An 11,195-nucleotide genomic window follows, 5' to 3' on the forward strand; every position below is an offset into this window, starting at 1 on the left:
TTTTGTCTTCTCGGGCATGGCGCAAAAGAACGTTTATGGCTTTAAGGTAAAGGATGAAAACGGCCGAATGGTGTCGTTATCAAAGTATCGTGGTAAGGTGTTGCTCATCGTTAACACGGCCACGCAGTGCGGACTAACGCCTCAATACAAACCCTTGCAAGAGCTTTACGAAAAGTATCGCGATAAAGGGTTGGTGGTTTTAGGCTTTCCTTGCAACCAGTTTAAAGGGCAAGCGCCTGGCACGAACAAAGAGATACGCCAGTTTTGCGAGGCTAATTACGGCGTAACTTTCCCGCAATTTGCCAAGGTTGACGTGAATGGCAAGCAGGCCATTCCGCTTTATCGTTACCTCAAACGCCAGCAACCATTCTTTGGTTACTTGATGAGCGACTCCACACAGCGCGCCGATTTTGAGCGTTTGCCAAAGGATGTGCCCATAAATGTGGAGTACGACATTCAATGGAACTTCACCAAGTTCATCGTCGACCGCAACGGAAAGGTGGTGAAACGCGTAGAACCCAAAGACACAATGGCCTATCTCGAAGAAGAGGTGGCCAAGGTTTTGGCAGAAAAATAAGGGGCGTTGGATTATCAGAGGGCTTAGATTAGTCGGATTAGTCGGATTAGTCGGATTAGTCGGATTTTAGCGCGTCGATCTCGACCCGCGAAATTTCATTAAATTTCGCGCAAGATCTACGCAGAAATTCGGCGCGAAACCCGTGCAGGTTTAGCATTTGAAATTTCGCTCGCAAAGTTCCGCGAAAAAACCGGGCGCAAGATCTTAAACCGAGCCGTCCGCGAGCTTGCGAGCTCACTCGCGGCAAGATTTAAAATTTCATAACGCGCGAGCTCGCCGTAAAATTTAAAATTTCACGCGGCCGCGCACAGTGTCATGTGTCACTACGAGATTCTAAATTTCATGTCGAGCGCACCGTCAAATTAATCCGTCGGTCGCGCAGCAGATCGCCGCACGAGCTAAAATTCGCGCTTGCGCCGCGACATACGCCGCCGTGAGTTAAATTATGCGGCATTGCAAGCTAAATTTTACGCTCGTGTGGATTAGTCATGTTGGCGGAGGTTTGCGGCGCCCAAATTAAATTTAACGCACCGCCGTGCAGCGCCTGCAGTGGGCGCGGATGTCTGATCTGCTCTGCTTGTAAAGGCGCAGGCGGCTATAGCTGTGCGGCAGGCGAGCTAAATTTTACGAGCCGCTGCGTCGCGGTATGAAATTTCGTGCTGCTCGCTGCGAACTGAATTCGCGCGACGACTATATGTCGCTGCATGCTCGTAAATTAAATTGCACTACACGCGCCCGTTGCCTGATTGTCGCGCGGGATTGAAATTTGCGTGCCGCTTATCGCAGAATTTTAGGTCGTTGCACGCCGCGCCATAGTTGTCGTGAAATTTTAAATTGCATGTCGTACGCACGAGCTAGCTGTGAAATTTAAAATTTCACGCGGCCGCGAAATTTGCTGTGCGTTATGCTGTGTCGTGCATCATCGCGAGCCAAATTATGTGCTGCTGCGGAATTAAAGTCTTGCATGCCCGCTGCTATCGCTCGGGCGCCGTATGCCTGGCGGCTCCGTTTTGCGATCCGTTCGCGCCGTATTTGTTGCGATCAGTTACGCGTGTCGCCGTCGCAGTGCGAGATTTCGCGTCTAGCTCTATTTTAGAGTTTTGATTTGCAGCGAGATTTTACGGCGCGCAATGGCGCTAAATTCCATCCTGCGTGAGATTTTGGAATTTTAAAATTCCCTTTCGCGGTATAATTGTATGAAATACAAAATTTGCGGGATTTTAATAAAGGAATTTTAAAATTTATGCGGCGCGGCTTTGTGGCGTGCCTGCAAGAAAGGAGCGATCATGGACAAGCTGGATAAAGAGGAGCTTGCAGAGGCGTTTGTTGCTAGACTCAAAGCTTTAGCGCGTAGCGGCGGCGCCGATCTGCGCGAGCTTGATCGCGAGTTCTACGGATTTAGCGTGCGACTTGGCGTGCGTTACGACTTCGCCGGCAAGTTTAGCGTCTCGCAGATAAGCGGCGGCGAGCGCGCTCAGCTGCATTTCGCTGACGTCGCGCAGTTCGAAGCTCACGCACGCGAATGTCTGCATGCGGCAAGCACTGATGCAGAGCTAAGCGAGGCCTTTATGCTACGCCTGCGTGCAGATCCCCAAAAAGCCGCTACAAATGCGGATCAAATCATAAAATTTTACGATTTTAAGCCCTTTAGCGTTCAGCTGCGTTGCGAGCATTGCAGCGGATCGGGCAGGAGGCGCTGCAAAGCCTGCGAAGGCGCAGGCAAGGCGCCGTGCGCTAACTGCGGCGGGCGCGGACGCTTGATCTGCCCCGATTGCAAGGGCACCGGTGGCTATAGCCGCGCGGCTTTAAGCTCTACGGACGCTCATGCGCGCGGTCTTTCTGGAGGCGATTCTGCAGGCTCTGCGTCAAATTCTATGGGCTATCGCTTCATACCCTGCGCTAGCTGCGGCGGTAGCGGCTCACGCATTTGTCCCGCTTGCGGCGGCACAGGCAGATTACGCTGCGAAAAGTGCGGCGGTGCGGGTGATTTTCGCTGCGAGCACTGCGATGGGCGCGGGTATTTCACTCGCACCGGCAAAATATCCGTTTATGCCCGCCCGAGCGTCAGCATAGGCGCTAGCTCGCAGGTTTTTGGGCGCGAGCTGCTGGAGTTTTTATGCAGCAAGGGCGTAGGTTTTGCGGCGCGCAGACTTTTGTTTCGTCTAAGCTCGCTGCGAGTGGTGCAAGGTGGCTGCGAAGCGGTATTTAGCGCGGAGGAGGAGTTTTTGCGCTTGAGTTTTGCCGTTTGCGGCAAGGCTTACGATGCGGCGTGCTTCGGCGGCGTGACATTCGTAAGACCTAATTTTTTGGACGAAGTTTTTGCGCCGGAGCTTGCGGCGGTGCGCAGCGCATCCGCTAGGCTAGGGCGGGACGATGCGCAAAGCCTTTTTGCGCTATTTCGCGCAAAGCCTGCACTGGATGTGGCGATGCGTCTAGCTAGCGCTAAGCTGCGCGGCGAGACGCTAAATCTCGAGCAGTTGCGCGGCGCGGATGGACATTTTAACTTTGCAAATTTTGCCCGCAGCGCGGCTGATCGCGACGCTTTGAGCCTTGCAAAAGACGCTTCGCGCAAAGAAAATCTCAAGGGCGGCGCGAGCGTAAAATTTGCGGGTACGAAATTTGCTAGCGCTTCGGCAAATTCTATGGGCGCGGAAGATAATCGCCTGGGGTTGCGCGGAGAGCAAGGTAGGTTCGCAGGTGGAGTGGGCGGCGGCATAAAATTTGCCGGGGCAGATCTTTCGGGAAGCGGAGAGAATTCTGCTGGCGATTTTGATGCTAGGCAGCAAAACAGCGAAGCTCGCGCGCAGAATGGATCTAATTTTGCCAGCTCGCAAGAAGGCTTAAGTGACACTTCTGATCGCACTGCGGAGGGTCTTTACGAATTACGCGGCGAGCGAGATTACCGAGATTTAAGTGTCTTAGGTGCTGAAAATTCCACAAATTCCACAAATTCCATAAACTCCGCCGCAATAAATTCCGAAAATCTAGCCGCTGCAAAATTTAAAAATCGCGCGAATACGCAAAGCCCTGCCGCGTCAAATTCTAAAATTTCGCCCTTTGCACGATTAAAGAAATTATTTTTCCCTCGTTCTTTGCGCGAGGATTGCGCGCAGAGTTTTGCCGCAGCGATTATGCGCGTTTGCGAGGGCTTTATTTCGCAGCAATGCGCTCGTGATTTGGGCAGCGCGATGGCTGGGGCGCTTGGCGTGCTAAGTCCGCGATATGACCGCGCGGTGTGGTGCATAGGCGGAGGCGCGCTCATCGCAGCGGCTGCGCTGGCGTGCGAGGGCTGCTTCGAGATGATCTTTGCGGAGCATTATTTTTGGGCACTTGCATGTGGCGTGGCAATCGCTACTGCGGGGCTGTTAGGCGGTGTGGCGCTGTGGCTGGCAAGCGCAGTGCAGTGTGCCGTAAAAGCTCGTAAAATTCCGCGAGAATATCGCTGCGGCAGAGGCGGCGCGGCGTTTGCTCGCTTTTGCAAAGCTCTGCTCTGCGCCGTTTTGGTTAGCACAATCTACGGAGGTGCGGCAAATACGGGCTACACACCGAAAACCGGCGCGGCAGGGCTGCTGCGAGGGTGGATGCCTGCATTTTTTGAGGACGAAAATTCCGCTTCTGCGAGTGATGGCGTAAATTCTGTAGACGAAAATTCTACGAGTGCAAGCTCTAGCGGCTCTAAAAGCCCTGCTTTAAATTCCGCTTCCGGGGCGACTAAGGATTCCGCTGCGATGCAAAAGGATAAAATTTTATATATCCAAAAAAACATCGGAGTGAAGCAGGATGGAATTTTTGGCGCACGCACGTTAAAAAAGGCGAGGGAGGTTTTGGATCAAAATTTAAGCGGCGTCGATGAAATTTACGAGGCTCTAAAAAGCAAAGAGCAGGCGAGAACGAACCCGAACTCTAGCGATCAAACTGCGCCTTAACGGTAAATCCGCGCCTTAGGCTTGGCAGGCGATCTTAAAAAACCAAAAAGGATGAAAATGAAAAATAAAATTTTAATTCTAGCGCTTATCGCGACGCTTGCTGCAAATTTCGCGCTAGCCGAAAATTTTGAAATCACTGCAGACGATATAAGCAGGGCTACGAAATCCTGCGATAAGGGCGATATGAAGTTGTGCGGGGCCTTGGCGCAGATTTATAATTATGGCTGGGGCGTGCCGCAAGATCTGCTAAAGGCTGCGCCATTATACGTCAAAGCTTGCAAAGGCGGCGATGCGGAGTCATGCGTAAATTTAGGCATTTTGTATCAAAGCGGAGAGGGGATGCCGCGCGATGAGGCGAAGGCGGCGGAGTTGTTTGACAAAGCCTGCGATGACGGGCACGCGATAGGCTGCAGTAACGCAGGCTCTGCGTATATCAGAGGCAGAGGCGTGCGCAAAGACGCTATAAAGGGCGTAGGTTACTATATGCGCGGTTGCGATATGGATATCGCGGATAGCTGGGCTGCGTGCTTAAATTTAGCGCGTCTTTACGAGGGCGCAGATAATGCAAAAGCCGCGCAGTACTACAAAAAGGCCTGCGAGCTGGGCAGCAAGGATAGATTTATGAGCTCGGTAGCGGAGCATGAGCAGATATGGAAAAGCTCATGCGAAAGCTACGAAAGGCTTAAATAGCCGCGAAAATCTATGCTTTGAAGCAGACTCTCGCGCTAGCCGTGGCTACAGTGCAAGAACCATAGCGATTTCGCATAAATAGCGCAAATCTAAACATCAAGTATCCTGTAGGAGCGGAAACATAACGACGCAAGCTCTTAGCGGGCTCGTATTTTAGGAGGCAATATAATGACGCTAGCGCTGATCCGCCACGTTACGCCGCTGATCGATCGCGGCGTGTGCGACGCCGCAGAAGCGGCACGGCGCGCGATCCTGTATGACACTACGCAAAGCTTAGCTTTGTGGCAAACCGATAAATTTAAAAGCAGCGCCGCATACGAAAAGCTTGCCCGTATAAGCCGAGTATATTCCTCGCCGCTGCCGCGCGCCGCACTTACGGCGCAAAAGCTATTCCCGCAGCGGAGTATAGAGTACCTAGAGGCTTTGCGCGAGTTTAATCTACGAATATTCCCCATGCCGCTAATAAAAATGCCGTTTGATTGCTGGCTCGTGCTCTCGCGCCTGCTGTGGCTGTGCGGCATGAACCCTAGCGGCGCAAGCGCGAAAGAGGAACGGCGGCGCGCGCTTGATCTGGTGCCGTCTTTGCTAGAGACGGACACGGCGGTGATCGCGCACGGCTTCGTGCTGCGCGTAATACGCCATAGCGCGCGGCGGGCAGGTTACCGCTTGATATACCGCTTTTGCGAAAGCTGCTTCTGCTTAGAAATTTGGCAGCACGCTGCGTAAAGATACCGCTCTGCGCAAAATTTTGAAATTTTACGGAGTGAAATTGTGAAGCGGGATTTTAGAATTTTGAAATTCTGCGCCGTGGAGTTTTGTATTTTGAAATTTCGCGAGCTGTAATTTAGGCTAAATTTTAAAATTTGTAGCGACAGAATTTTAAAATTTTACGCTGTATGGCTAGGTAAAGTGCCTCCGCTTCTTGATAAATCAAATTTCCAATCTGGTTTAAATTTAAGAAGCACGATTGCCGCCGCAAAATTCTATCCGTAGCGGCGGTTTTTAAACGACATCGCCGAGACGAGCAATGATGATTTACGGAAGTGCGCCGCGCCGGTCGCAAATACCGTGCGGCGGGCAAGCGAGCGTTAGGCGATCGCGCGGGCTAGTTTATCTCGCAGGTTTAAAATTTCATCGCGTTTTAGCACGAAACTGTTTTTGTTGGCGATGAGGTGCGCGGAGCTTTGCATTATGGTTTCTGCGGGCTGCAGCCCGTTTTGCTTCATCGTAGCGCCTGTCTCCACGACATCGACGATAGCGTCGGCAAGCCCTATGAGCGGGGCTAACTCGATCGAGCCGTAGAGTTTGATGATATTTACGGCGACGGCCTTGGAGGCGAAGTATTCGCGCGTGATGTTGGGCATTTTCGTAGCGATTTTTAGGCTCGGAGCGCCGTAGTTTAGCCGGGTGCCCGCATGCACGCCCACGCAGACACGGCATTTTCCGATTTTAAGATCGAGCAGCGTAAGTACGTCCGGGCGGTGCTCCTCAAGCACGTCAAGCCCCACTACGCCGATATCCGCCGCACCGCCCATAACGTAAGTAGGGATATCTTGGTTGCGGACGTAGAGGAATTTAAAATCGCCCTCTTGCATTATGAGTTTGCGATCCTCAAAGGCGAAATCAAGCCCGAAGATGGTTTTGAAAATTTTGAGCGTGTCGTCGGCTATGCGGCCTTTGGGAAGCGCTATGGTTATCATGCGAGCCCCTTTTTTGCGATCAGGCTTACCATTGATTTAAAGATCAGATCCTTTTCATAGATCGAGTTGCGAAAATACCGCATCAGATAGGCTCCGTCGCCGCCAGTGAAGTAAATTTTATTATTGCCCGCGATGTTTTCGATCGTAAGCACGATAGGCTTTAAAATCCCGTAGTTTACGGCACTTACGGTCTTTTGCGGTAGCGGGTCCAGATCGATATTGGTTGAAAGCGTCACGTCCAGCACGGGTGCAATGCTCGCGAACGACTTTAAAAGCGTGCCGATACCTGGCATTATAAATCCGCCTAGGTGTGAGCTTTTAAACATCAAATCCACGGTGATCGCGCTGCCCGCATCGACGACGATGCCCGTCGCTACCGCGGAGCACGCCGCTATGCGGTCGATCCCGAGCCCGCGGTAGGCGGTTTTTAGTTCAAAGTGCGGCGCCAGATCGACAAATAGAGGGTTTTTCAGCTTTTTTTTCACGCTTTCGTTCACGCTAATGAAAAAAATTCGCTCCTTCGGCTCGTACCGCATAAACTCCGCTACGGGCATACTTTGCGTTACGCCGCCTTTATAAAATTTAACCCTGGAATTTCCTACGTCACACAAAAGCATAGAGGCTAAATCCGTTTTCTTTTAAAAATTTCGCGCTTTTAGAGCACATCTGCGAGTTGTAAAACAGCACGCGCTTTTTCACGACCTTGCCTAGGCTTGCGCTAATGTCGCTTGCGAGCGAGAGTAGAAATTCCGCATCGCGCATTACAAAGCGAGATTTTGCGTCGCGCATAAACAAAAGGACGTTGTAGCTTTTCAGATCCACGCCAAAATACGCGCCGTATGATCGCGAGCGCGTGAAGCTCGCGATATCTAGCGTTTGAAATTTTTGAAGCAGGAGCCCTTCGCGAACGCAGAGTTTTGAAATTTTATCTAGCATCAAAATTTAAAATTTTATCGTCGTAGTAAAAGGACGTGCCCGCGATAAAGGACTTATCCTCGAGTTCGCCATTTAGCTCGTAGATCGCTTGTCCCTCTAAATTTTCATTTACACGGATGACGTAGCCGTTGCGCTCGATGATATACAAATAGCCGCCGCTAAGTAGCGCGCCGCTAAACTGTGCGAAGGTAAATTTACGCGATTTGATCAAATTTAGCCCGCGATCTAGTAGCTCGACTCTGCCGTCTTTTAAGAAAAGATAAATTCTATCACCGCTAAAAATCACGTCTTTGATGTCTACGTTATGGTTTTTATTGCCCGTAGGACTTACCAGCATTAGCCTAGTGGCAGTTACGGCATAAAGGTTGTCGCCCTTATTTTCTAAGGCGATAATGTTGTTAAAAAACGGCTGGTTGCTTACGACGAAATCGCGTGCCGAGCGCCCGCCTACGTTTTCTGCGATGCTGACTAGTCCGTCTAACGCAGGATAAGCGATAAGTTGGTTGATAAATAGCGGTGACGCCACGCGCGAATCGATTGCGAATGCATCGCCTACTTTATGATCGAGTACCACTGCGCCCGAGCTTAGCTTGATAAGCATAATCGAATCATCGCTCATCACTAAAGCCAAATCATCGCCGCGTATATTTGCACTTAGCGCTTGTCTGCCGAGGGCTTTTTCAAATTTTACGGCGCCTGTGCCACTAACCACTTTAAGCGTGCCATTGATGTCAGTTACGACGAAATTTCCATCATATTCACCTAAAAATTTCTCACTTTTTAAGACTTTGAAATTTTTCACAAAGCCGTTTTTAGAGATGACTTCGCCGTCTTTTAGCGTAGCGCCATCTTTACTAACCGCTACGATTTCTGATGGCAGTGAGCCGTTAAATTTCATATCACCTGTGATGTTTTCGTCGCTAGGTTCGAAATACTGGCGCTTCGTCGAGCAGCCTAAAAATAAAAACGATAGTAAAAGCGTAAATATTAGTGTTTTTTTCATTATTTATTGCCTCCATAGTGTTTCAAAGCAAGTGCGATTTGACGAACGGGTGAGTTGAGTGGAATTTTATCTAGCTCTGCGTGAGCTTGCTCGATTTTGCCCTCTTTTAGTAGGTCGTAGCCTTTGAGCAAAGAATCGTAATCGGCGAGTAGCACTCCGCCTTGTTTGCCGTTTTGTAGATTTATTATCTCTTTTAGCACAACATCGATGCCTTGGGTATTTTCTAGCGCCGCTCGCTCGTCTGTAGAGCCGTTTTGCAAAATATAAAGAGCGTATAGATTTATATCTTTTTGCTTAAGCTCGGCTAGCTTAGCGTCATCGCGCTTGTTAAGCAGCTCGTCATAGATCGCATTAGCACTTGCTATGCGGCGATCGCTTAGAAATTCATTTGCGTAATATCCGATAAACGCTACGATCAAAACCGCGGCCAAAAATATCAGCGGCTTTTTGTATTTTTTTACGAAAATTTCACTTTTTATGACGCTTTCTAGAAACTGCTCTTCTGTGCCGATCTCTTTTTTCACGCCTTCGATGTCGTCTTTTAAAGCCAAAATTCAGTCCTTTGTTTGAGAAAATCGGCGTAATTGTAGCATAAAAAATTTTAAATACCGCCTAAGATAAAGAATTTTTATGATATAATGTCGCATTTATCAGAAAAAGGAAAGTTATGATAATAGACGATGCCTTGCTAAGTAAGCTGGAAAAGCTATCCGCTCTTAAAATTCCAGATGCTAAGCGAGAAGAATTTAAAGGTCAATTAAATAATATTGTAGATTTTGTAGAAATTCTAAATGAACTGGATTTACAAAGCGGCGAGGCGGCCATCACTACGCTAAAAGGCGGTACTCCGTTTCGCAAAGATATTCCACGCAAAAGCGACGTCGCAGAAAGCGTCTTAAAGCATGCTCCGCAGTCCGAAGGCGGCTACTTCGTAGTACCGAAAATCATAGATTGAAAGGAATTTTATGGAAGAAGTTCAAAGAAATTTAGTAGATATCGAAACCCTACTAAAAACCGTCGTTTTTAACAAAGCGAGCGACCTTCACTTAGTTTCGCGCTCGGCGCCTCAAATACGTATCGACGGAACATTGCGCCCACTTGCCATGGATCCGCTTAAGGGCACGGATATCGAGTATATCTGCTACGCGCTCATTACCGATGCCCAAAAAAGTGCACTCGAGGAAAATAAAGAGCTCGACTTTGCGATCGAGCTTCCTAATATCGGACGCTTCCGTGGTAACTACTACTACACTATGAACGGTGATTTGGCTGCCGCATTTCGTATTATTCCTATCGATATTCCTAGCCTGGACGATTTAAAAGCCCCTACGATTTTTAAAGAGGTAGTCAAGCACGAAAAAGGTATGATTTTGGTTACCGGGCCTACTGGTAGCGGTAAATCAACTACTCTTGCCGCGATGCTAAACGAAATCAACGAAAAAGAGCGCAAGCACATCATTACTGTTGAAGATCCGGTCGAGTTCGTCCATACCAATAAAAAAGCGCTTTTTTCTCACAGAAATATTGGCACCGATACCCATTCCTACGCTAATGCGTTAAAATTTGCCTTGCGTGAGGACCCGGACATTATCCTTGTGGGCGAGATGCGTGATAGAGAGACTATCTCGATCGCCATTACCGCGGCTGAGACCGGTCACTTGGTATTTGGTACGCTACACACCAACTCCGCGATGCAAACGATCAACCGTATTATCGATAGCTTTGATGGCGGCGAGCAGCTCCAAGTGCGAAATATGCTCTCCGTGTCACTTACCGCGGTCATTTCGCAATCACTTTTGCCAAAGCTTGGCGGCGGACGTATCGCGATCCATGAAATTTTGCTAAATAACAATGCCGTAGCGAATCTAATCCGCGAAAACAAGGTGCATCAAATTTACTCTCAAATGCAGCTAAATCAGCAATCTACTGGTATGATAACTCAAACTCAAGCGATGGTTAAAGCGATCCGTGCAAATCAAATTTCAAAAGACACGGCGTTTAGATACTCGACTAACCTGCAAGAGTTAATAGGCGTGGTGGGTGCTTGATGGAAGGTATTAATTGGTTCGATGTCGGCTGTTTGGTACTCGTAGTGCTCTTCGGACTACGCGGTATCACTAATGGCATCGTAAAAGAAATTTTTGGAATTTTGGGTCTCATCGGTGGTCTTTTTGCCGCGATGCGTTATAAAACTATGGCGGGCGAGTGGATTGCAGCAAAAATTCCAGCTTTACAGAATGCAAACGGCGTGCTTTCAGGCGATACAACGCAGGTTCTCATCGGCTTTATCGCTGTGCTTTTTGGCGTATGGATCTCGTGTTTGATTATAGGCGAAATTATTTCAAAATTCTTTAAATGGAGCG

Annotated in this window: 12 protein-coding genes; 7 read left to right on the forward strand and 5 right to left on the reverse strand. The window is 49.3% G+C overall.

The window, feature by feature from the left end:
- Positions 1 to 67: 67 nt before the first annotated feature.
- From Q0277_RS02690 to Q0277_RS02705, 4 genes are all read left to right on the forward strand, one after another.
- Positions 68 to 577 carry a glutathione peroxidase gene (locus Q0277_RS02690; RefSeq protein ID WP_366517317.1) on the forward strand — a complete coding sequence of 170 codons (510 nt, stop codon included), beginning with the start codon at positions 68 to 70 and terminating at the stop codon, positions 575 to 577.
- A gap of 1,286 nt (positions 578 to 1,863) precedes the next feature.
- A complete protein-coding gene (locus Q0277_RS02695; protein WP_297995316.1) occupies positions 1,864 to 4,503 on the forward strand; it encodes a hypothetical protein in 2,640 nt (879 codons plus the stop codon).
- A gap of 57 nt (positions 4,504 to 4,560) precedes the next feature.
- On the forward strand, positions 4,561 to 5,193 hold the full coding sequence (locus Q0277_RS02700; RefSeq protein ID WP_297995319.1) for a tetratricopeptide repeat protein: 633 nt from the start codon (positions 4,561 to 4,563) through the stop codon (positions 5,191 to 5,193).
- 168 nt (positions 5,194 to 5,361) lie between these two features.
- A complete protein-coding gene (locus Q0277_RS02705) occupies positions 5,362 to 5,919 on the forward strand; it encodes a histidine phosphatase family protein (RefSeq protein WP_297995322.1) in 558 nt (185 codons plus the stop codon).
- 362 nt (positions 5,920 to 6,281) lie between these two features.
- On the opposite strand, the gene hisG is transcribed toward Q0277_RS02705, so the two are convergent.
- From hisG to Q0277_RS02730, 5 genes are read right to left on the reverse strand one after another with little or no spacing between them, the layout of a single operon-like run.
- Positions 6,282 to 6,893, reverse strand: a complete 612-nt coding sequence (gene hisG, locus Q0277_RS02710) for an ATP phosphoribosyltransferase (protein WP_297995325.1) — start codon at positions 6,891 to 6,893, stop codon at positions 6,282 to 6,284.
- Positions 6,890 to 7,510 (reverse strand): type III pantothenate kinase, encoded by a 621-nt coding sequence (locus Q0277_RS02715; protein ID WP_297995327.1) that lies wholly within the window; start codon positions 7,508 to 7,510, stop codon positions 6,890 to 6,892. Before Q0277_RS02715 ends, hisG begins: the two co-directional genes overlap by 4 nt.
- Positions 7,497 to 7,832, reverse strand: coding sequence for a hypothetical protein (locus tag Q0277_RS02720; RefSeq protein ID WP_297879852.1), 336 nt, complete (start codon positions 7,830 to 7,832; stop codon positions 7,497 to 7,499). The genes Q0277_RS02715 and Q0277_RS02720 overlap by 14 nt, the downstream gene beginning before the upstream one ends.
- Positions 7,819 to 8,832 carry an L-seryl-tRNA selenium transferase gene (locus tag Q0277_RS02725; protein ID WP_297995330.1) on the reverse strand — a complete coding sequence of 338 codons (1,014 nt, stop codon included), beginning with the start codon at positions 8,830 to 8,832 and terminating at the stop codon, positions 7,819 to 7,821. The genes Q0277_RS02720 and Q0277_RS02725 overlap by 14 nt, the downstream gene beginning before the upstream one ends.
- Positions 8,832 to 9,383 carry a hypothetical protein gene (locus tag Q0277_RS02730; RefSeq protein ID WP_297995333.1) on the reverse strand — a complete coding sequence of 184 codons (552 nt, stop codon included), beginning with the start codon at positions 9,381 to 9,383 and terminating at the stop codon, positions 8,832 to 8,834. Before Q0277_RS02730 ends, Q0277_RS02725 begins: the two co-directional genes overlap by 1 nt.
- A 116-nt stretch (positions 9,384 to 9,499) precedes the next feature.
- Here Q0277_RS02730 and gatC point away from each other — a divergent pair, with 116 nt between their 5' ends.
- From gatC to Q0277_RS02745, 3 genes are all read left to right on the forward strand, one after another.
- Complete coding sequence (gene gatC, locus Q0277_RS02735) at positions 9,500 to 9,787, forward strand: Asp-tRNA(Asn)/Glu-tRNA(Gln) amidotransferase subunit GatC (RefSeq protein WP_297995335.1); 288 nt, start codon at positions 9,500 to 9,502, stop codon at positions 9,785 to 9,787.
- Between the two features lie 10 nt (positions 9,788 to 9,797).
- On the forward strand, positions 9,798 to 10,880 hold the full coding sequence (locus Q0277_RS02740; RefSeq protein ID WP_005871218.1) for a type IV pilus twitching motility protein PilT: 1,083 nt from the start codon (positions 9,798 to 9,800) through the stop codon (positions 10,878 to 10,880).
- On the forward strand, positions 10,880 to 11,195 hold a 316-nt coding region (locus tag Q0277_RS02745), incomplete at its 3' end, for a CvpA family protein (RefSeq protein ID WP_297995338.1). The genes Q0277_RS02740 and Q0277_RS02745, both read left to right, overlap by 1 nt.

The organism is uncultured Campylobacter sp. (genome assembly GCF_938030815.1).
Classification (GTDB): Bacteria; Campylobacterota; Campylobacteria; order Campylobacterales; family Campylobacteraceae; genus Campylobacter_B.

What these genes read in the sequence shown, in the direction of transcription:
- Q0277_RS02690 (WP_366517317.1), top strand. Translation starts at nt 68, where the DNA reads ATGGTGTCGTTATCAAAGTATCGTGGTAAGGTGTTGCTCATCGTTAAC.
- Q0277_RS02695 (WP_297995316.1), top strand. Translation starts at nt 1,864, where the DNA reads ATGGACAAGCTGGATAAAGAGGAGCTTGCAGAGGCGTTTGTTGCTAGA.
- Q0277_RS02700 (WP_297995319.1), top strand. Translation starts at nt 4,561, where the DNA reads ATGAAAAATAAAATTTTAATTCTAGCGCTTATCGCGACGCTTGCTGCA.
- Q0277_RS02705 (WP_297995322.1), top strand. Translation starts at nt 5,362, where the DNA reads ATGACGCTAGCGCTGATCCGCCACGTTACGCCGCTGATCGATCGCGGC.
- hisG (WP_297995325.1), bottom strand. Translation starts at nt 6,893, where the DNA reads ATGATAACCATAGCGCTTCCCAAAGGCCGCATAGCCGACGACACGCTC.
- Q0277_RS02715 (WP_297995327.1), bottom strand. Translation starts at nt 7,510, where the DNA reads ATGCTTTTGTGTGACGTAGGAAATTCCAGGGTTAAATTTTATAAAGGC.
- Q0277_RS02725 (WP_297995330.1), bottom strand. Translation starts at nt 8,832, where the DNA reads ATGAAAAAAACACTAATATTTACGCTTTTACTATCGTTTTTATTTTTA.
- gatC (WP_297995335.1), top strand. Translation starts at nt 9,500, where the DNA reads ATGATAATAGACGATGCCTTGCTAAGTAAGCTGGAAAAGCTATCCGCT.
- Q0277_RS02740 (WP_005871218.1), top strand. Translation starts at nt 9,798, where the DNA reads ATGGAAGAAGTTCAAAGAAATTTAGTAGATATCGAAACCCTACTAAAA.